Raw genomic sequence first — 21,126 nt, forward strand, 5'->3', positions numbered from 1 at the left:
CAGCTATGTATCCGAGGGAAGCTGGAGCTTCTGAAAGGCTTTGCGTTCCCAAGGCGGACCTTGGGAGCGAGATCGTATCGATACAGGGGGGCCTTCGTGCGCCCTATCCCCTGGCGAGACAAGGGCATCACGCCCCCCCCTTAACCTCTCAGCCATCGTTCGATCTGGACCTCTGCTTCTTCCTCTCCGACACCGCCTTCTTATCCGAAAGCCGCTTCTCCTTGGCGCCGCGGGGCACCTTGGTAGCGATCCGCTTCTTCCTTTTCAACTCGCGCCTGCGCAGCAGTTCAGCCAGGCGCTGCAGCGCCATCTCCCGGTTCTGCGCCTGCGAGCGGCTCTCGCTGGCCTGGGCCACGATCCCCGTCGGCAGGTGCCGGATGCGCACGGCCGAGTCGGTCGTGTTGCGATGCTGCCCTCCCGGCCCCGACGCGCGGTAAAACTCCACTTTGATTTCTGATTCCTTGATTTCTGCCATTTACCTCTTCCTTACCGCTGCCGCAAGGGGACTGGCTCCGCAGGTGCCTGTCCCCCTTACCTGAAATCCCCTTTGCTACAATCACGTGAATATATCACGACTGCACCAGCCCCCCAAGCTTTCTCACCTGGGACCGACACAACACTCGCAGTTACTTACCTGTACGGGTAATACCGCCTGTACTGCTCAAACTGTGCGAACGCCGCTTCCCGCGGTTGATGTCACGGGCAATATTTGCTACATTGGCCACCTTCAACACTACATCCGCTATAAGGAGAGTAGAACCATGCCCGTTATCACCATCGACCTCGGCATCATCGAGAACAAAGAGAAAAAAGGCCAGCTCGTGCAGGCTTTGACCGAAGCAGCCAGTTCCGTCACCCAGATTCCCGCGGAAAAGTTCATCGTCTTCATCAAAGAGATGGAGCGCGAGAACATCGGCGTGGGCGGCAAGCTGCTGTCCGACATCCTCAAGTAAAGGCACAGGAGAACATATGAAAAAGAGCGTGGGCAAAGGCCCCCACGCCATGCCGACCCCGGTATGGCTGGTGGGCACGTACGATATAACTGGTAAAGCGAACCTGGCCACCGTTGCCTGGGGCGGCGTCTGCTGCTCCGACCCTGCCTCGGTCACCATCTCCTTGCGCAAGTCGCGCCACAGCTACGACGCCATCCTGAAGCGCGGAGCCTTTACGGTCAACATCCCGTCGCAGCAGTTCGTCGTCGCCGCCGACTATGCCGGCATCGCTTCCGGCAAGAACGAGGACAAGTTCGCCCAGGCGGGACTCACCGCTGTGAAGAGCGACCTGGTCGATGCACCCTATGTCGGCGAATTCCCCCTGGTCATCGAATGCCGCCTGCTGCAAACCGTCGAAGTCGGAGTGCACACCCAGTTCATCGGCGAGATCGTCGATGTGAAGGCGGACGAGTCCGTTCTCGACGCCAAGGGGCTTCCCGATCCGGCCAAGGTGCAGCCGCTCGTCTACAGTCCGACCAACCGCGCCTACTACGCTTTGGGCGAGGTGGTCGGCCAGGGATTCGACATCGGCAAGCAGTTGATGAAGTAACTGGATGGTTGCCGTTCCTACGGTATAATCGTTCCCGTCAATAAACCAAGGGGCGCTGGATCCTGCCGGAGGCGGGCTGGGCCCGGACCGGGGACGACCATGGACAACGAGACCTTCGAGGGTGAGGTGCTGGATCGGCTGCAGCAGATCATCGAGATGCTGGCCTCCATTCTACCTGAGGCGTGTATCGAAGAAGCAGAGGCAGCGCGGGCGCCCCTACCGGGTCCGGAACCCGCGCAGGCACGTGATGCCTACGGCATACTCGAAGAAATGCAGGACGACTACCATACCGCCATGGACAAATGGCACCTCGAACACGGCTAAAGGGACTGGCTCCGTGAGGTGCCTATCCCTTTAGCGGCACGCTCCTTTCAGCTCAGCCAGCTTGCCAAACACCAAGGGGACAGGCACCTGGCGGAGCCAGTCCCATCCCTCATACCCCCCGCCCCCCCACGAACCGCCCCTCGAACTCCAGCGTCACCCTCCTCAGCGGCTCGTCCAGAAAACCGAGCGCGCTCTGCGCGATAGGAGCCGGCACCCCGCCGTAAAAGGCCTGGGCAATCCCCCCGGTGATGCAGGCCAGGGTGTCGGAATCGCCGCCCAAGGAGACGGCCAGCCTCACGGCACTCTCGAAATCCGTGGAATCAAAGAAGGCGGCCAGCGCCTGCGGCAGCGTGCCCTGGCAGGAGACGTCGAAGCGGTAATCCGGACGGATGTCATCACAGCCAAGGGACAGGTCATAACCGAAGCGACCCGCAATGAAACTGCGCATCTCCTCCTTGCCGGCGCCACTGCGCCCGAGGTAGATTGCCGCCGCTGCGGCCTGCGCCCCACGCACCCCTTCCGGGTGCCCGTGGGTGGGAAGGGAATACTCCTCAGCCTTTTTCAGCACCTCGTCGAGAGAGTCGAAAGCCCAGGCGGCAGGCGCGATACGCATCGCCGAACCGTTGCCCCAGCTGTCATAGGGCGCGGCATGGTCATCTGCCGCCCAGCGCGCGAAGTTCTTGCCGTACCCGGCATCTGGATACCTGCGGTAATAGCGCCGCATCACTTGTGCGTACGGTTCACCGGTCATGATGGCGTCCGCCAGCGCCACGGTGAGCACGGTGTCGTCGGTGAAACGGCAGTGGTCCTGGAACAGCGGAAAGTCCGTGGTCTTGATGTTGTTCCACTCGTAGATGGATCCGACGATGTCGCCGGTCAGCGCACCCAGCATGTCATCCCCCTACCCCTTCTGCCGGGGTTTTGGTATCATCACCTGCCATGAACTATCTTTTCCATCTCTACCTCTCCGGAGACGACCCCGCCATCCTCACCGGCAACTTCATGGGCGACTTCGTCAAGGGGCCGCTCGCCGGCCGGTTCCCCGAGCGCCTGCGCCGGGGACTGGCACTGCACCGGCGCATCGATTCCTTCGCCCAGGGGCATCCCGCTTTCACCGCCAGCCGCCTGCGCATCGCGCCCGAATTCGGCCTGTACCGCGGCATCCTCGTCGACCTGTACTACGATCATTTCCTCGCCGGCGCATGGCGGCAGTGGCACGATGAACCGCTACCGGTCTACCTCGGCCGGGTCAGGAAGATCGTAGAGGGGAACCGCGACCTGCTGCCGGAACGGCTGCAGAGGCTGGTCCCGGTCATCTTCGAGGACATGATCCCCTCCTACCTCACCACCGACGGCATTGCCGACGCTCTGCAGCGCATGTCCAGGCGCGTGCCGCGCGCCAATCCGCTGGCGGGCGGCGGCAGGGAGCTTACCCGCAACTACCTTGCATTGCAAGAGGATTTCCTGCAATTCCTACCCGAGGTGCACCGCTACACACAGGATTTCTTACACGGTTGAAACAGGATCAACAGACGCACCTTTGCCACTGTCAGCAAACGGAAGCAGTTTGTTTTCCCTGTGGCCGGGATTGTCACAGCAACATCGGCCACTGTAATTCGCCAACCTGATGATCATCCCCTCAAGAGCCCAGGCTCCCCACCAGTACTCCAACCCGAAACTACTGTTGCAAAAAATCACAAGATCAGTCATAAAATCGCAACAATCCGCTTGAATAGAAGCCAAGCCCGCGGTAAATTAGAGCGCCGTATTGATGTCGCACATGGAGAAGAACCATAGACACGATCCACCTGCTCATCTTCGCCCTCGACGGCACACGCTACGCCCTGAGACTCGACCAGGTCACCAGGGTGATCAGGGCTGCGGCACTCACCACGATCCCCCATGCCCCGGACGTCGTACTCGGCATCCTGGACCTGCAGGGGGAAGTCATTCCCGTCATAAATCTGAGAAGACGCTTCGGCCTGCCCGAGCGGGGCATCGGCTGCGAAGACCAGTTCGTCGTCGCCCGTACCCAAAAGCTTGCCCTTGCCCTCCACGTGGACACGACCGAAGTGGTCTGCGAACAGGCAGACGGGGGAGTGGTGCCGGCCGACGAGATCGTCGCTGGGACCCGGTTCCTGGCCGGTGTGACCCGGACGGCGGACGGGCTGGTGCTGATCCACGACCTGGACACGCTGCTCTTCCCCGAGGAACAGGCGCAGATTACGGCCACGCTGGAGCAGGTGGAGCGTGGCTAACCATCAGCACCACGCGCTGCGCAGTTTCGCGACCTTCGTAGGCAGGAATACCGGGCTGCACTTCCCCGAGGCGCGCTTTGGGGATCTGGCCCAGAAAATGACCGCGCTGGCACGGGAGGCCGGCTTCGAGGATCTCGACCACTACCTGTTCCAGCTCATGGCGGCTCCGCTGTCCCGGGAACAGATGAAGGCCCTCTGCGGCGCCCTGACCATCGGCGAGACCTACTTCCTGCGCGATCCCAAGAGCTACCGGGTGCTCGAGCGGCAGATACTTCCCGGGCTCATCGCGGCACGACGGCGCGGCGGCAGGACCCTCAAAATCTGGAGCGCGGGTTGTTCCACCGGTGAAGAGCCCTACTCCATTGCCATTGTTCTGAGCCGCCTGCTGCAGGACCTCCCCGAGTGGGACATCACCCTCCTCGGGACCGACATCAACGAGGAAGCGCTGGAGCGCGCTCACCGTGGGGTGTACAGCAAATGGTCCTTTCGCAATGCCCCGCAATGGCTCATGGAGTATTTCACTCCCGTGGGGGAAGGCCACTTCGAGATCGTGCCCCACATCCGCAACATGGTGCACTTCAGCCAATTGAACCTGGCGGCGGAGAGAGGCAACGCACTCACCGGCGGAACCGACATCATCTTCTGCCGCAACGTGATGCTCTACTTCCACCCGGAGCAGATCGAAAAGACGGTGGCGAGGTTCCACGCCGCATTGAAACCGGGAGGTTGGCTTTTCGTTGGCCCCACCGAGGTGGACCACCAGAGACTGCGCGGTTTCAGCTGCCATCACTACGACGGGGCCCTGGTGCTCAGGAAGGGGGAACCGCGCCGGAAAACGCCGCGTCCCCCCGCACCGGTGCCGGTACCGATGGCCGCGTCGAGCGTTGCTTCAGCGCCCCCTGCTGCGGCAACCGACCGACTTTATCACGGGGCCTCTGCCCTGCCGGTGGGGCCCCTGCCGGACAGCATCGAGCAGGCACACGCCGCGTACCGCGCCGGAGAGTACCAAGAGGCGGCCCGCCTGGCCCTGCTCGCGCCGCACCTCCCTGAGAACCTTGCCCTGGCGGCGCGCTGCTACGCGAACCTGGGGCGCTATCAGGAGGCGCGGGAACAATGTGAAAAGGCCCTGCTGTTGGAGCGTCTCAACGCCCACACCCATTACCTGCTTTCCATGATCCTGGAACAGATGGGTGACGGGGCCGCTGCCGAGGCGGCCTTGAAAAGGGCGCTCTACCTGGACCACGACTACCTGCTCGCCTACTTCGCCCTGGGTAACCTGTGCCGCAAGCGTGGGGAACTGCGGGAAGCAGAGCAGAGTTTCGCCAACGCCCTGCGCCTGCTGCAGCGCTACGACCCTGCGGAGGTCCTGCCCGACGCCGAGGGGATCACGGCGGGGCTTTTGACGCAGTTGATCAAGGGGATGAACGCCGGCCTGAACCGCAGGTAGCACCGGCGGCAGTACTGTATCTGGAGAAGGCGCATGTCGCTAAAGAGTTCCAACATAGACTGGACCGCCCTGCTCAAGCGCCAGGAGGCGGCCTTCACCGCGGCAGATGCCCCCTCACGTGACCCGGAGCGTGAGAAGTCGCTGCTCGAGGAACGGGCCCGCCAGCTGAGCCGGCAGCCTGAGGCGGACGCCGCAGCGGCCGGCCTGGAGTGCCTGGAGTTCATGCTGTCCGGTGAACGCTACGCCATCGAGCTCTCCTACATTGCCGCGACCCTGCCGCTCACCGACTTCACGCCGCTATTTTGCGCCCCGTCCTTCGTGCTCGGGATCACCAACCTGCGCGGCCGCATCATCTCCATCGTCGATCTGCGCCGTTTCTTCGAACTGCCGGCCCTGGGGCTCTCCGACCTGAACCGGGTCATCGTGGTGTGCGACGACCGTATGGAGTTTGGCGTCCTCGCCGACAGCATCGTCGGCACCAGGACCGTCGCGAGCGGAGAGTTGCTCCCCATTCCGGACACCTTCACCGGGCCTAGGGAAGAGTTCGTCGCCGGGGTGACCGCCGAGCGTCTGGCCCTGCTCGACATGGCCCGCATCCTCGCCGATCCGCGGATGGTGGTGCACGAAGAAGTGGGCTGAAAGGCAGACTAAGATTGAGACTAACACTGAGATTAAGGTTGAGCAGTGAGTGTGGTGACGTTTTGACAATGACATAAAGATCGGGTCGTTGAGGTTTTCTTTATCTCGATCTCAATCTTTATCTGTTTCTAGGGGGTTCCATGCTGAGCAATATGAAGATCCGTTCCCGACTGGCCGCCGGCTTTTCGGTGCTGGTGCTGTTCCTGATCCTGATCGGGGCGCTTTCCCTGAAAAACATCGCCGCCGAGGGCGACCTTCTAAGCGAGTTCTACGAACACCCCTTCACGGTCACCAACGCCATCCACCAGGTGGACAGCAACATCGTGCGCATGCACCGCGACATGAAGGACGTAGTGCTCTACGCCAACGACGCGGCGGACCTGGAAAACTCCCTCACCGACATCGATCACTGCGAGCAGATCGTCTACCAGCAGCTTGCCGTGGCCCGCGAGAAGTTCCTTGGCGACAAGGCCAAAATCGACCAGATCAAGGAGTCGATGGACCAGTGGAAGGAGGTCCGGTCCCGGACCGTATCCCTGGTGCGACAAGGCAAGATCAAGGAAGCGATGGCGTTCCACAAGACCTACGCGCGCCGGGTCGTCGCCAAGGTCGACGCACAGGTCAACGAAGTACTGAAATTTTCCTTCGGCAAAGCAGAGTCCTTCGCGCAGGAGTCCAAGCGCAACCAGCGCTCCACCTTCGCCATCACCGCGATACTGGTCACCCTTGCCGGCATCCTCGCTGCCCTCATCGCCTTCGCCATCACCGCCTCCATCACCAGGCCCCTCTCCGATGCGGTGCAGGCCGCCGACCGTTTGTCCCAGGGCGACGTCTCGGTTGAAATCGACAGCAACTCCGCCGATGAACTCGGCCAGTTGCTCAGGGCCATGGGTAAGGTGGTACAGTCCATGCGCGGCATGGGGGAGACCGCGAACCGCATCGCGCTGGGGGACCTCGACGTGGCAGTCGTGCCGCTCTCCGAGCGCGACGTCTTCGGCAAGGCCATGCGCGACATGGTGGCATCGCTCAACAGCCTCGCCGACAACGCCGACCGCATCGCGTCGGGCGACCTCACCATCGAAGTGCTCCCCGCCTCCCCCAAGGACAGGCTGGGCAACTCCTTCCGGACCATGACCGCCAACCTCAGGAACCTCACCGTCGAGATCGCCGAGGTGGTCAACGTGCTGGCCGGTTCCGCCGCCGAGATCATGACCACTGTGAGCGAGCTTGCCTCGAGCTCGGCCCAGACCGCCACCTCCATCTCCGAGACCAACGCCACCGTCCAGGAAATCCGCCAGACCACCGACCTCACCTCGCAGAAGTCGCGCCAGGTGTACGAGAGCGCGCACCGCTCCACCCAGATCGCACGCACCGGCCGCGAATCGGTCAACAGCGCCATCGGCGGCATGCAGGGGATCGACGAACGCATGGGCTTCATCGCCGAGCGCATCGTCAACCTCTCCGAGCAGAGCCAGGCCATCGGCGAGATCATCGCCACCGTCGCGGACCTTGCCGAGCAGTCCAACCTGCTCGCCGTCAACGCGGCCATCGAGGCGGCCAAGGCGGGTGAGCACGGCAAGGGCTTCGCCGTCGTGGCCCAGGAGGTGAAGAACCTGGCCACCCAGTCCAAACAGGCCACCTCCCAGGTGAGAAGCATCATCGGCCAGATCCAGAAGGCGACCACCGCCGCGGTCCTCGCCACCGAGCAGGGGAGCAAGGCGGTCGAGGCGGGGGTGAAGCAGTCCAGCGAGGCGGGCGAATCGATCCGCCAGCTCGCCGCCAGCATCGAGGAATCCTCCAACGCCACCCTGCAGATCGTCACCTCCACCCAGGAGCAGGCCATCGGCATGGACCAGATCGCCATCGCCATCCAGAGCATCAACCAGGCCAGCGACCAGAACGTCGAGGGATCGCGCCAGATCGAGGCGGCGGCCCGCAACCTCTACGAGCTGAACCAGAAGCTGCAGCAGCTGGTCAGCGGCTACAAGGTGGCATGACAGCCATGACCGCAGCCAACCGGAGACCATCGCCGCATGCTTGACAGCGACGCCCTGCTCAAAGAGCTCCTGGCGACCTTCGAAATGGAGGCGCGCGAGCACCTCGGGGAACTGGCATCCCTGCTCCTGGCACTGGAGCGCGACCCGGAACCATCCGAGGGGCGACGCCTGCTGGAGTCGGTGTTTCGCCGCGTGCATACGCTCAAAGGGGCGGCGCATGCGGTGAACCTCCCGGACATCGCCCTTGCCTGCCAGCGGCTCGAGGACGTGCTCGCCGACCTGAAGCGCGGCGACGTCCCGCTCGGGCTGGCACAGTTCGACTCGCTGCATGCCAGCGTCAACGACCTGGAGCAGCGGCTCGCGCTGGCGCTGTCCGCGGCAGCTGCGGTTGCGCCCCCCCCCCCTCGCCCCGAGCCGCCCCCCCCGGCCCCGGCTGTTCCGCCAGCGTCTCGCGAGGCCGAAAAGGTTGCCGCTGCGCAGCCGACGGGGCAGCCTGCCGCACCGGTCGCCGCTCCCCCGGCTGCCCCGCCCCCCCAACGTGCTGCCGGGTCGAAACCGGCGCAGCAGCATCCCGTCGCCGCGCGTCCGCTGGGGGACGAGACGGTCCGGGTCTCGGCGCGGCTCCTGGAAGAGCTCCTGCTGCAGTCGGAGGAGCTGGTGTCGGCGAAACAGTCCGCCTCCGCACTGCACGAGGAACTGGCGGCGCTGGCCGGCGAACTGGCCCTGCGCCAGGGTGAACGCGGACGTGCCCTGGAGAGCGCGCGCCGCGCCATGAAGGCCGCCGCCGGGCGGGAGGGCGCGCTGGCCGGCCTCTTGGAGCAGAACTGCCAGGCCGAGCGGCACATCGAGGGGCGCCTGCGCCTGCTGGAAAAAAGCTGCGACAAGCACCTGAGATCGCTGCAGGGGATGATCGATCCCCTCTTGGAGGAGATGAAGAAGCTGCAGCTGCTCCCCTGCGCCACCGTCTGCGACCCCTTCGCCAAGCTGGTGCGCGACCTGGCCCGCGAACTGGGCAAGGAGGCGGAATTCAGCTGCCAGGGGGGCGAACTCGAGATCGACCGCCGCATCCTGGCCGAACTGAAGGAGCCGCTGTTGCACCTGGTGCGCAACACGGTCGACCACGGCATCGAGGCACCGGGGCTGCGCGAGGCCGCGGGCAAGCCCGCCAGGGGGGCGATCCGCATCGACATCAGGCTGCAGGACGCCAACCGCGCCGAACTCATCCTGGAAGACGACGGCGGCGGCATCGACGTGGCGCGGGTGAAGGAAGCCGCGCTGCGGCTCGAAGCGGCCCCGGCCGAGCTTTTGGAACGCATGGCGGACCAGGAAGCGCTGCAGCTCATCTTCGAATCCGGCCTCTCCACCAGCCGCTCGGTGGGCAACGTTTCGGGGCGGGGCGTCGGCCTCGCCATCGTGCGCGAGTCCCTGGAGCGCCTGGGGGGACACGTCACCGTCGCCAGCACCCCGGGCAGGGGCACCCTGTTCCGACTGGTCTTCCCGCTCTCCTTTGCACGGATACGGGGCCTCTTGGTACAGGTGCGCGGGCGGGAATGCGTCATCCCGGCCAACAACGTGGAGGTGAGCGCGCGGGTGGCGCTTGCCGACGTGAAACGGGTGGAGAACCGCGACACGGTGCTGGTGAACGGCGAGGTGGTGGCACTGGTATCCCTCGCGCGCATCCTGGAGCTGGAGCGAAGCGCGCCGGCGCAGGAGCAGAACCTCTCTTTCGTGCTGCTGCACGCCGGCGACAAGCGGATCGCCTTCGCCGTGGACCAGGTGCTGGGGGTGCAGGAGATCCTGGTCAAGCCGCTGGGGCGCCAGCTGTCCCGGGTGCGCAACGTCTCCGGCGGCACCGTGCTCGGCAACGGCAAGGTGGTGCCGGTCCTGAACGTGGCGGACCTGTTCCGTTCCGCACTCGCCGTCGAAGCGCCTGCGCTCCCCTCCCCCGCCCCGGCAGGCAAGCCCAGGCCGGTCTCGGTGCTGGTGGCCGAGGACTCCATCACCTCGCGCACGCTGCTCAAGAACATCCTGGAAGCCGCGGGGTACCAGGTGCGCACCGCCGTGGACGGGGCGGATGCCCTCTCCCAGTTGCGGGCCGAGCCCTGCGACGTGGTCATCTCCGACATCGAGATGCCGCGCATGGACGGCTTCCAGCTCACCGCGGCCATCCGCGCCGACAGCAGGCTCGCCCTCCTCCCCGTGGTGCTGGTGACGGGGCTCGAGTCACGCAGCGACCGGGAGCGTGGCATCGACGTGGGTGCCAGCGCCTACCTGGTAAAGAGCAGCTTCGACCAGGGCAACCTGGTCGAGGTCATCCAAAAACTAACCTGACGAGGAACGTCGTGATCAGACTGTTGGTGGTAGAGGATTCTAAAACGGTGCAGCGCGCGCTGGTGGCTGCCTTCGAGGCCGATCCCGACCTCGAGGTGATCGGCACCGCCGAAAGCGGCGAGGAGGCGGTCGATGCGGCCAAGAGGCTCCGCCCCGACCTGATCACCATGGACATCAACCTCCCGGGCATGGACGGCTTCGACGCCACCCGCGCCATCATGTCTACCTGCCCGGTCCCCATCGTCATCGTCACCGGCAAGATGAACCCCAAGGACAGCGCCACCCTGTTCCGGGTCATGGAGGCCGGCGCCCTCATGGTCCTTGCCAAACCCGATCCGGTGGGCACCCCCGGCTACCGGGCCTCGGTGGACAACCTGGTGCACCACCTGAAGCTGATGGCCGAGATCAAGGTGGTACGGCGCATCTTCCCATCCGGCAAGACGGTGCCCCGCCCCGTGCGTCCGCTCCCCCTCCCCCCGGCACAGCCGGTCAAGGTGGTGGCCATCGGGGCCTCGACCGGAGGGCCGCCCCTGCTGCGCCAGATCCTGGCCGAACTCCCGGCCACCTTTCCGGCCGCGGTGGTGGTGGTCCAGCACATGGCGGTCGGCTTCACCGAGAACTTCGTGCACTGGCTGAACCGCAGCTCCAAGCTTCCGGTGCAGCTGGGGACCGACGGCACCCAGGTGAGCGCCGGGCAGGTCTACGTGGCGCCGGACCACTTTCACATGGAGGTCACCTCCACCGGCAGGATCCTCCTCACCGACGCGCCGCCGGAGCACGGGGTGCGCCCCTCGGTCTCGGTCCTGTTCCGGTCGGTGGCGCAAAATTACGGCCGGCAGGCCATGGGGGTGCTCCTGACCGGCATGGGCAAGGACGGGGCGCTGGAACTAAAGTCGATCCGGGGGCGCGGCGGGATCACCGTGGCCCAGGACCGGGAGAGCTCCATGGTCTTCGGCATGCCCGGCGAGGCGATCGAAATCGACGCGGCCCAGCACGTGCTGCCGCCGGCAGCCATCATCGAACTGTTGCACAGGGTCACCAGTAAAGGCGCCAGCGCCGCTACCAGTTGAGGAAAGAGAAGAGATGGACACCGACTACACCGCTAGTGCCGCACGGCACCATATACTGATCGTCGACGACAGCCCCACCCAGGCCAAGCTCCTGGAACAGATGCTCGCCGAGCAGGGTTACCGGGTGCTCAGCGCCCGCAACGGCAGCGACGCGCTGGAGGTGATCCGGTCCGGGAGCCCCGACCTGGTCATCAGCGACATCCTCATGCCCGAGATGGACGGCTTCGAACTCTGCCGCAGGGTGAGGCAGCTCCCCGGCAAGGCCCAGCTCCCCATCATCCTGCTCACCCACCTGAACGACCCGGCCGACGTCCTGCACAGCCTCGAGGTGGGCGCGGACTACTTCGTCTCCAAGCCCTACAGCCGCAAACTCCTCCTCTCCCGGATCCGGGCGGTGCTTGAAGGGGAGCGCCTGTGCCGCCAGGGCGATGTCGAGGGGGAGGTTTCCGTCGGCTACCGGGGCAGGCAGTACCACGTCCACGCCGACTGCGCCCATACCCTGGAACTGTTGCTGGCGACCTACGAGATGGCGGCGGAAAAGAATCAGGAACTGCTCGGGGCACAGGCGCTCCTCTCCAACCTGAACCGCGAACTGGAGCAGCGGGTGCTGGAGCGGACCGCGGCGCTCACCCAGGAGACGGCGGAGCGCCTGCAGGCCCTGGAAGAGCTGCGCAAGAAGGACGAAGTGCTCATGCAGCAAAGCCGGCAGGCCGCCATGGGCGAGATGATCGGCAACATCGCCCACCAGTGGCGCCAGCCGCTGAACGCGGTCGGGCTCCTGGTCCAGGATCTCACCCTCTCCTACGAGTACGGCAACTTCAGCCGTGAGTACCTCGAGTCCAGCACGGGCAAGATCATGCAGATGGTGCGGCACATGTCGCAGACCATCGACGACTTCAGGAACTTCTTCACCCCGGACAAGGAGAAGACCGAGTTTCACCTGGAGAAGGTGCTGCGGCGCACGCTGGCGCTGATCGACGGCAGCCTCAACGACAAGGGGATCACCATCGAGCTTCAGGCCGGAGAGGTCCCCCCCGTGGTCGGGCACCCCAACGAGTTCTCCCAGGTGCTTTTGAACATCATGAACAACGCCATGGACGCCTTCGGCGACAGGAAGATCAGGACCCCGCGGCTGAAGGTCACCCTCTCCAGCCATGAAGGGAGGGCGGTGGTCACCATCACCGACAATGCCGGCGGCATCTCCGGTGACATCATCGGGCGCATCTTCGAACCCTACTTCACCACCAAGGAGCAGGGCAAAGGGACCGGGATCGGCCTGTTCATGGCCAAGAACATCGTGGAAAAGAGCATGAACGGCTCCCTCACCGTGAGCAACACCGGGGAAGGCGCCGAGTTCAGGATCGAGGTTTGACATGGCGGTAACTGCGGCAACCGGTGCCGGTTTCAGATTGTTATACGTGGAGGACGACGAGATCACCCGCCAGACGGTGCTCACCCTGCTGAGCCGCCGTTTCCCCGGGCTCACCCTCGAATCGGCCCCCGACGGCGGTGACGCCATGGCGCTCTACGGCAGCTTCGCCCCCGACCTGGTCGTCACCGACATCAAGATGCCGGTGATGAGCGGCATCGAGATGGCGCGGCGCATGCTGGAACAAAAGCCGTCCCTCCCCATCATCGTCACCAGCGCGCACAGCGACATGCAGTACCTGATGGAATCGATCGAGCTGGGCATCGCGCGTTACGTCCTGAAGCCGATCGACAGCGCCAAGCTGTTCGCCGCCATCGAGGCCTGCCTCGGCACCCTTTCGCTGGAGCGCGAGTTGCAGGCCCAGCAGGCCTTCGTACGCAAGCTGTCGCGCGCCGTGCAGCAAAGCCCGAGTTCCATCGTGATCACCGATCCCCAGGGGACCGTCGAGTACGTGAACCCGCAGTTCACGGAACTGACCGGGAGGGAGGAGGCGGAGGTGCTGGGACGCCCCCTGGCCGCGCTCTTTCCCGGCGGCGACGGGATCTGGGCGCAGGTATCGGCAGGGAACACGTGGCAGGGCGAAGTGGCGGGGGTCGGCAAAGACGGCGCCCCCCTCTACCAGTCCAGCTCCATATCGCCGGTCCTGGACGAAGCCGGGGCGATTGCCAATTTCGTCGCAGTCCAGGAGGACATCACCGAGCGGGTGCTCAACGAACGGGAAATCGAGCAGTTGAACCGCAACCTCTCCGCGCGCGCCGAGGAACTCGAGATCGCCAACCGCGACCTGGAAGGGTTCAGCTACACGGTTTCCCACGACCTGCGCACCCCTCTCACCAACATCAACGGCTACTGCCAGGTAATCCTGGAAATCTACGGCGACACCCTGGACCAGGGGGCCAAGGACTTCATCAACACGATCCTCAACGAAACCATCAACATGAACCAGCTGATCCGGACCCTGCTGGAGTTCTCCCGCGTCTCCCGCGCGGAGATGGTAAAGTCCCCGGTGGACTTGAGCGGGATGGCAACCCTGATCGCCGCGGGGCAGCAGCTGGCCGCCCCCGGGCGCAAGCTTTCCTTCACCATCGAGCCCGACATCAGCGCCTACGGCGACCCCGACCTGCTGAAGGTCGTGCTGGAGAACCTGTTCTCCAACGCCTGCAAGTACTCGGGCAAGAGGGAGCAGTCCCTGATCGAGTTCCGTTGCATGGAGCGCGACGGGGAAACGGTGTACCTGGTACGCGACAACGGGGCCGGCTTCGACATGGCCCAGGCCGACAAGCTCTTCAGCCCGTTCCAGCGCCTGCACACCGAACGCGAATTCAGCGGCTTCGGCGTGGGCCTGGCCACCGTGCAGCGCATCATCCAGCGCCACGGCGGGCAGGTCTGGGCCGAGGGCGAGGTCGACCGCGGGGCATGCTTCTACTTCACACTTCCCGGTCCGCAGGCACAGTGACGGCGGCGCGGGGAGTTTCTTACAGCTAGCAGGAGGAGTCAGCGGTGACAGCGACAAACAAGCATTCACAACGGATTTTGCTGGTTGACGACGAACAATTGATCCTGGACGGGTGTCGCGCCTGCCTGAACAACGCCGGCTGGCACGACGTCCTGACCGAGAGCGACAGCCGCCTGGTGATGTCGCTTCTGGAGCATGAAGAAGTCGACGTCATCGTACTTGACCTGCGCATGCCCAACATCACCGGGGTGGAACTGCTCCCCCAGATCGTGAAGGCGCACCCGCACATCAAGGTGATCGTCTCCACGGCCAACAACGAGGTGGAGACGGTGGTCAACTGCATGAAGGAAGGCGCCTACGACTACATGGTGAAGCCCATCGACGTCAAGCGCCTGATCACGTCGGTGAAAAAGGCGATGGAGATGCGCAGCCTCGCCAACGAACTCTCGGCCTTGAAGAGTTACATGTTCAACGACCGCCTGGACCACCCGGAGGCCTTCGCCGGGATCGTCTCCGGCAACAAGGCCATGCGCGCCGTCTTCCAGTACCTCGAGGTGATCGCCGGGACCCGGCAGCCGGTGACCATCACCGGCGAGACCGGCACCGGCAAGGAGCTGATCGCCCGCGCCATCCACGATCTAAGCGGCTGCAGCGGCGACTACGTGGCGCTCAACGTCGCCGGGTTGGATGACAACATGTTCTCCGACACCCTGTTCGGGCATCGCAAGGGTGCCTTCACCGGTGCCGACCAGGCCCGCGACGGCCTCATCACCCGCGCCGCCGGCGGCACGCTCTTTCTCGACGAGATCGGCGACCTGAACGAGATGTCGCAGATCAAGCTCTTGAGGCTGCTGCAGGAGCAGGAATATTACCCGGTCGGGTCCGATTTCATCAAGAAAAGCGACGCCCGCATCGTCTTGGCCACCAACCGCGACCTGCAGGAGATGATCAGGCAGGGCAAGTTCAGAAACGACCTGTATTACCGCCTCTGCGGCCACCGGGTCCACCTTCCGCCGCTGCGCGAGCGCCTGGACGACATCCCGCTCCTTTTGGATCACTTCCTGGAGAAGGCTGCGACCACCATGGGCAAGAAGAAGCCCACCCCTCCGCCGGAGTTGGCCGTCATGCTCAGCCTGTACCCTTTCCCGGGCAACATCCGGGAATTCGAGGCCCTGGTCTCCGATGCCGTGTTACGGCACACCTCGGGTGTTCTTTCCATGGACACCTTCAAGGCTGTGATCGGCGACCAGCGTCCCGCCCCGCAGGTTACTGTCGGCGCAGGCAAGAGCGGCAGTGACAACGCGCTGTGCGAGATATTCGGGCACTTCCCCACCCTGGACGAGGTCGAGCAGTATATGATCGCCGAGGCGATGAAGATGGCCAAGGGAAACCAGGGTTTGGCCGGCAAGATCCTCGGCATGGGTCGCCAGACCCTCAACAAGCGCCTCAAATCCCAGTCTGCCCCGGCCTGACCCGGAGAGCACGAGGCAGAAAAACGAAACCGCCGGGAGCCCCATGCCCCGGCGGTTTTTTTGTTTCCACTTGCAGTCGAGAGGGTCCCGCTGATTAACGTAAAACGCACCGAACGTTAACGTTGAACGTTGAACTGCGGTTCTCCCGGTTCTAAGCAGCATCTGGTTCAACGTAGAACGTAGAACATAGGACGTAGAACTGCAGTTAAAGGCAGTTAAAAGTGTTGCGCCACGATCCCCTGGGCGAGATCCATGGACGAGGTGAAGGCGGGAGAGATGGGGTTCAAGACGTGCACCGTCGGGCCGTCGGCCACCACCAGGAAGTCCATCACCAACTGCTTGGTGTCCCAGTCCACCAGCTGCGGCCGGATCCCCACCTTGGAGGCGGCGACCACGTCCTCGGGCGATAGTTCCTTGACCAGGCGGGCGGCGTCCTTGAAGAAGACAGAAGGGATGTACTTGGCCGGTTCCGTGAGCGCCACGTTGCGGAAGGGCTTGTTGGTCAGGAAGAGCACCAGGTCCTGGAAGGCGATGGAGAAGGCCTCCGCGTCGATTCCCTTGACGATGCCGTAGTTCTCCCGGCCGAAGGCGGGGATGGCGGTGGGACCTAAGTAGACGTCGCCGTGGACGCTGCGGGTGAAATGGACCCCCAGGAACGGGTTGCGGATATCCGGGACCGGGTAGATGCTGGAATTGACCGTGTACCGCGCGTCCTTCTTGAGCAGCCGGTACACCCCCTTGAAGGGGATCAGGCGGTAGTTTTCCCCCACGCCGAAGAACGCTGCCACCTTGTTGCAGTATGCCCCCGCCGCGTTGACGAACCTGTTGAAGCGGATCTCCCCTTTGGTCGTGAGTGCGACGCCGCTCCCCTTGAGTCCGGTCATGCGGCACCCCATGACGAAGGTGACCTTGCCGGTAGCTTCCAGGTCCTTTTTCAGGCTTTTCAGCACCGCTTTGGGGTCCACCACGGCGGTGTAGTGTGAGAAGAGTGCCCGTTCCACGGTGCGGGCGTTGGGCTCGATGGCGGCGAGCTGGTGTTCGTCGATCATATCCACCTTGGCGCCGTTGGCGGTGGCGCGGCGAAACAGTTCATCCAGCACCGGCAGTTCCGCCGGGGTGCGTGTCACGATCACCTTGCCGTTTTCCAGCAGCGGCAGTCCCTTCTCCTTGCAGTAGGCCCGCATCAGGAAATTGCCGTTCAGGCAGGATTTTGCCTTGAGGCTATCCGGCGAGTAGTAGATCCCAGCGTGTAAGACGCCCGAGTTGCGGCCGGAGGCGTGCACGCCGAGTTCCGGTTCCTTCTCGATGATCACGATGTCGCCGTGACCGGACTGCACCAGTTCGCGAGCGATGGTAAGCCCGATGATCCCCGCCCCGACGATCAGTATCTCAGCCTTGTCGAAACTCATGTCATCTCCATGTAAAACCCCAAAAAATGTATTTAACGCAAAGACGCAAAGGCGCAAAGAAACGACTGAGGCTTATAGTCTTACCCCCAAAAAGGTTTTCTTAGCGTCTTTGCGGCTTTGCGTTGATAACGGTTTAAGCCTTTTGTCTATGGGTTAACCAAAAAGCATTTGTAACGCAAAGACACAAAGGCGCAAAAAAATGACTGAGGCCTATAGCCTTACCCCAAAAAGGTTTTCTTAGCGTCTTTGCGGCATTGCGTTGGTAACCGTTTAAGCCTTTTGCCTGTGGGTTAACCCAAAAGCTTTTTGTAACGCAAAGACGCAAAGGCGCAAAGAAACGACTGAAGGCTTATAGTCTTACCCCCAAAAAGGTTTTCTTAGCGTCTTTGCGGCTTTGCGTTAAATAAAAGCTTTAAAGGTTTGTTTTTTCTTTGCGTGCTTTGCGGCTTTGCGTGAGGCGCTTTAGGTTTTACTCCCGCACCGAAAACCTGGCGTAGGCGTCGCAGCGCATGATCTGGACGGCGCTCGTGTTTCCCCTCGGGTAAATCTCGCGCGCAAGATAGGCCAGTTCTTCCGGCTCCTCATGCGCCGGTACATCACGCCACCATGCCTTGCTCCCCCCCTGCGTCCCGTCACTCCAACGGTAACCCCGCTCCTTGAGCACATCCTTCTTGTCGAAAGGCGCCGATACTGCATAGATCCGCGAGGTGACCTCGTGGGCCCGCTTCAGGAGTTCCAGGAAAATGGAGGATCCGCTCACCGGCAAACGCTCCAGCAAAAGCCCCAACACCCCCTCGGCGTCATCCAGAGCACGGTGCGCGTTGATGGTGAGGGAACCGGTTTTGAACAGCAGGAACTCGAGGGTGCGCGATGAGAGCCGCTCCGCGCCCCAGTCGATCTGGCAGACGGTGCAGGCCCAGGGGAGCTTGACGAAGGAGGGAAAGCGGGTCTCCACAAACTTCCGGTCGAAGGCGGCGTTGTGCGCGATGACCAGGTCGGATTTCTCCGCCAGGGCATTGACGAAAGCGTCGTCGAACGCCTGGCCGCGTACCATGTCGTCGGAGATGCCGGTTATCTCCTGTACCTCGGGAGGAATGGCGAAACCGGGATCCTCGAAACCGGAATAACGGTCGGTGATGCGAAAGATCTCGCCGCTGTCAGGATCGAACTCGAAGGCGACGATGCCCAGCTCGATGACCTTGTCCTGCTTGTGGTTCAACCCGGTGGTCTCGGTGTCGAGACAGAGGGCGACCTTGGCGTGGCTGGGGCCGGGACGGCCGAGCCGGGCGTCCCGCGCCAGGTTCAGCCGGCGCAGCACCTGGTAGTCGCCGGTCGAGTGCAGCGAGGCGATGGCGATCTCGATCTCCAGGGGATTCATCTCGAACACTTTCTTCTTTGCTGGCGGCATGGTCAACCTTTGTCGTGCGGCGGGATTGAGTGAAGTGGAAACGCTGATGGTCGCAAACGATACCATACCGGCACGTTCATAGGCAAGGAGAGCTGCGTAGATTTATTGAGAAAAAGCAACCGGGCCAGCGTTGTCCAGTCGGGATGTTGCCACTGCCCCGGAAAGTCCCCCCTCCCCTCGCGGGAGGGGGTTAGGGGGTGGGGGTAGGTGCCACATTTGCGGTCATGGCAAGGTCACCCCCCCTGCCCCCTCCCGTCAAGGGAGGGGGAGAGATGGAAACGGTGCCGAAGCCGGTTCCATGGCGGACGCCCCCTGTCGAGGGTGTCGGTTTTCCTGGTTCCCAAGCTCCAGCTTGGGAACCCATCTTACTTCGCCTACCCCAAATACTTCACCCTGAGCGCCACCTTGTTGATCTTGCCGACGCTGGTCTTGTCGATGGCATCGACGAACTTCACCTTGACCAGCACGACCTGCTTGCTGACCACGCCCTTGTCCGCATACTGCCTGACATGGTGGGAGATATCCTTCTCCGTTATCTTCACCGACGGCTTGGGCACCACCAGTGCCAGCGGGCGCTCGCCCCATTTCTCGTCGGCCTTGCCGATGACAGCCACCTCGGCCACCGCGGGATGATGCGCAATGATGTCCTCCAGTTCCAGGGAGGAGACCCACTCCCCCGCCACCTTGATGACATCCTTGCTCCGGTCGGTGATGCGCAGGTAGCCAAGCTCGTCGCGCACCGCAACGTCGCCGGTGTGCAGGTATCCCCCTACCCAGAGCCGCTCGGAGGCCTTGTGGTCTTTAAGGTAACCCTGGGTGAGCCAGGGAGAGCGCACCACCACGTTGCCTGCACTCACCCCGTCGCGCGGCAGTTCGTTGAGCTCCGCATCGACAACGCGCAGGTCCACCAGCGGCAGCGTGAGGCCGGTCTTGCAGCGGATGTCCGCCTGTTCCGCGTGGGAGAGCTCCAGCATCTCGGGCGTCAACTGGGAGATGGTGAGAATGGGACAGGTTTCGGACATTCCGTAACCGGTGAAGACGTCCATGCCCGCCTTGAGCGCCTCGACGCAGAGATTGCGCGACAGGGCGGCACCGCCGATGATGAGCTTCCAGCCGCTCAAGTCCATGCGCGCCGCGTGCGGGTGCTTTAACATCATGTGCAGGATGGTCGGCACGCAGTGCGAGAAGGTGGCCCCCTCCTTTTCCTTCAGCTCCAGCAGCGTTTCCGGAAGGTAGCGCCCCGGGTAGACCTGTTTCAGACCCATCATGGTGGCGATATAGGGAACGCCCCAGGCGTGGACGTGGAACATCGGCGTGATCGGCATGTAGACGTCGTCGCGGTGCAGGCAGCCGTGCGCGGTTGCGGTGCCGAGCGTGGTCATCAGGGCCATGGTATGCAGCACGAGTTGCCGGTGGCTGAAATAGACCCCCTTGGGCATCCCGGTGGTGCCGGTGGTGTAGAAGGTGGTGGCCCTGGTGTTCTCGTCCAGGTCCGGGAAGTCAAAGACAGGGGCCGCTTTTGCCAGCAGTTCCTCGTACTCGCCGGCGAAGGGGACCGTGTCGTCGTCCTTGGCCTCCTCATCGCTGATCAGGATGTAGGTGCGCACGTTGTCGATCCTGCCGCGGATCTGCTCCAGGATGGGGAGGAACTCGGCGTTAACCAGCAGTACGTCGTCCTCAGCGTGGTCGATGGTGTACAGGATCTGCTCCGGCGACAGGCGCACGTTGATGGTGTGCAGGACGGCGCCGATCATGGGGACCGCGAAGAACAGTTCCAGGTAGCGGTGGCTGTCCCAGTCCATGACCGCGACCGTCTGGCCGGGGCGCACCCCGAGGCTGGTCAGCATGCTGGCCGCACGAGCCACGCGCTCTCTGAGCTGCCGATAGTTGCCGCGATACAGGTCGCGGTAGACGATTTCCTGGTTAGGGTTGTCGACCACCGGGTAGAGCAGCATGTTCTTTATCAACAGCGGGTAGTCGTAAGCCGACGGCGTGCGCGGAATCAGCAAATCACTCATTTATATCCTCCTCATTGAAGCAATGGTTAAAGTTCACAGAGTCATGTAACGCCCGGATAAACCCCTCTCTTTTCGGGAAGCTCCCCTCTCCCCCTGGGAGAGGGTGCCCGCAGGGCGGGGGAGAGCTTTGCCGGCTGCCGGAATGACGCGCCCCCCTTTGCGAAGGTTCATCCGGAAATTCCGGGGCGCGAAATTTACGTCCCACCCGAAGCGCTGCACGAGGCCTGACGTCCCCCCCTTTGCGAAGGGTGTATAGACCGGAGACATAGGTTACACATGTTCGGAGACATGGGTGACACTTATTGCCAAGAAGTGACTTCCCTCTT

General features: G+C 63.3%; 17 protein-coding genes and 1 pseudogene. 13 read left to right on the top strand and 5 right to left on the bottom strand.

Features of this window, described 5'->3' with window-relative positions:
- Positions 1–148: 148 nt before the first annotated feature.
- Positions 149–469 (bottom strand): annotated as a pseudogene (locus JFN91_RS09020) (peptide chain release factor-like protein); the annotation flags it as partial.
- Positions 470–761: 292 nt separating this feature from the next.
- Here JFN91_RS09020 and dmpI point away from each other — a divergent pair.
- The 3 genes from dmpI to JFN91_RS09035 all read left to right on the top strand — a co-directional run bounded on the left by dmpI (position 762) and on the right by JFN91_RS09035 (position 1,866).
- Positions 762–953, top strand: a complete 192-nt coding sequence (gene dmpI, locus JFN91_RS09025; RefSeq protein WP_199388865.1) for a 4-oxalocrotonate tautomerase DmpI — start codon at positions 762–764, stop codon at positions 951–953.
- Positions 954–969: 16 nt separating this feature from the next.
- Complete coding sequence (locus JFN91_RS09030) at positions 970–1,542, top strand: flavin reductase family protein (RefSeq protein WP_199388866.1); 573 nt, start codon at positions 970–972, stop codon at positions 1,540–1,542.
- A gap of 99 nt (positions 1,543–1,641) precedes the next feature.
- The gene (locus tag JFN91_RS09035) at positions 1,642–1,866 is read left to right on the top strand and encodes a hypothetical protein (protein ID WP_199388867.1); all 225 of its coding nucleotides are present in this window, start codon (positions 1,642–1,644) and stop codon (positions 1,864–1,866) included.
- Between the two features lie 109 nt (positions 1,867–1,975).
- Here JFN91_RS09035 and JFN91_RS09040 read toward each other — a convergent pair whose 3' ends face one another.
- The gene (locus JFN91_RS09040) at positions 1,976–2,758 is read right to left on the bottom strand and encodes an ADP-ribosylglycohydrolase family protein (protein WP_199388868.1); all 783 of its coding nucleotides are present in this window, start codon (positions 2,756–2,758) and stop codon (positions 1,976–1,978) included.
- A gap of 47 nt (positions 2,759–2,805) precedes the next feature.
- On the opposite strand from JFN91_RS09040, the gene JFN91_RS09045 reads away from it, so the two are divergent.
- From JFN91_RS09045 to JFN91_RS09090, 10 genes are all read left to right on the top strand, one after another.
- Entirely contained in the window at positions 2,806–3,384 is a 579-nt protein-coding gene (locus JFN91_RS09045) for an acyl carrier protein phosphodiesterase (protein ID WP_199388869.1), read from the top strand.
- A 296-nt stretch (positions 3,385–3,680) separates the two neighbouring features.
- Positions 3,681–4,124, top strand: a complete 444-nt coding sequence (locus tag JFN91_RS09050) for a chemotaxis protein CheW (protein WP_328746514.1) — start codon at positions 3,681–3,683, stop codon at positions 4,122–4,124.
- Positions 4,117–5,571, top strand: coding sequence for a CheR family methyltransferase (locus tag JFN91_RS09055; RefSeq protein ID WP_328746503.1), 1,455 nt, complete (start codon positions 4,117–4,119; stop codon positions 5,569–5,571). The genes JFN91_RS09050 and JFN91_RS09055 overlap by 8 nt, the downstream gene beginning before the upstream one ends.
- Positions 5,572–5,604: 33 nt before the next feature.
- Complete coding sequence (locus JFN91_RS09060) at positions 5,605–6,210, top strand: chemotaxis protein CheW (RefSeq protein WP_199388870.1); 606 nt, start codon at positions 5,605–5,607, stop codon at positions 6,208–6,210.
- 140 nt (positions 6,211–6,350) lie between these two features.
- Complete coding sequence (locus tag JFN91_RS09065; RefSeq protein WP_199388871.1) at positions 6,351–8,207, top strand: methyl-accepting chemotaxis protein; 1,857 nt, start codon at positions 6,351–6,353, stop codon at positions 8,205–8,207.
- 36 nt (positions 8,208–8,243) lie between these two features.
- Complete coding sequence (locus JFN91_RS09070) at positions 8,244–10,538, top strand: hybrid sensor histidine kinase/response regulator (RefSeq protein ID WP_199388872.1); 2,295 nt, start codon at positions 8,244–8,246, stop codon at positions 10,536–10,538.
- 11 nt (positions 10,539–10,549) lie between these two features.
- Positions 10,550–11,608, top strand: coding sequence for a chemotaxis-specific protein-glutamate methyltransferase CheB (cheB, locus tag JFN91_RS09075; RefSeq protein ID WP_199388873.1), 1,059 nt, complete (start codon positions 10,550–10,552; stop codon positions 11,606–11,608).
- 13 nt (positions 11,609–11,621) lie between these two features.
- Positions 11,622–12,980 carry a hybrid sensor histidine kinase/response regulator gene (locus JFN91_RS09080; protein WP_199388874.1) on the top strand — a complete coding sequence of 453 codons (1,359 nt, stop codon included), beginning with the start codon at positions 11,622–11,624 and terminating at the stop codon, positions 12,978–12,980.
- Position 12,981: 1 nt separating this feature from the next.
- Positions 12,982–14,493, top strand: coding sequence for a sensor histidine kinase (locus tag JFN91_RS09085; protein WP_199388875.1), 1,512 nt, complete (start codon positions 12,982–12,984; stop codon positions 14,491–14,493).
- A 44-nt stretch (positions 14,494–14,537) separates the two neighbouring features.
- A complete protein-coding gene (locus JFN91_RS09090) occupies positions 14,538–15,965 on the top strand; it encodes a sigma-54-dependent transcriptional regulator (RefSeq protein ID WP_199388876.1) in 1,428 nt (475 codons plus the stop codon).
- A 215-nt stretch (positions 15,966–16,180) separates the two neighbouring features.
- On the opposite strand, the gene lhgO is transcribed toward JFN91_RS09090, so the two are convergent.
- The 3 genes from lhgO to JFN91_RS09105 all read right to left on the bottom strand — a co-directional run bounded on the left by lhgO (position 16,181) and on the right by JFN91_RS09105 (position 20,800).
- Positions 16,181–17,374 (bottom strand): L-2-hydroxyglutarate oxidase, encoded by a 1,194-nt coding sequence (lhgO, locus tag JFN91_RS09095; protein ID WP_199388877.1) that lies wholly within the window; start codon positions 17,372–17,374, stop codon positions 16,181–16,183.
- Positions 17,375–17,843: 469 nt separating this feature from the next.
- Positions 17,844–18,782: a 3'-5' exonuclease gene (locus JFN91_RS09100; RefSeq protein ID WP_199388878.1), complete on the bottom strand. Its 939-nt coding sequence runs from the start codon at positions 18,780–18,782 to the stop codon at positions 17,844–17,846.
- A gap of 374 nt (positions 18,783–19,156) precedes the next feature.
- A complete protein-coding gene (locus JFN91_RS09105) occupies positions 19,157–20,800 on the bottom strand; it encodes a fatty acid--CoA ligase (RefSeq protein WP_199388879.1) in 1,644 nt (547 codons plus the stop codon).
- Between the last annotated feature and the right edge of the window lie 326 nt (positions 20,801–21,126).

It is taken from the genome of Geomonas anaerohicana (assembly GCF_016458305.1).
GTDB lineage: Bacteria > Desulfobacterota > Desulfuromonadia > Geobacterales > Geobacteraceae > Geomonas > Geomonas anaerohicana.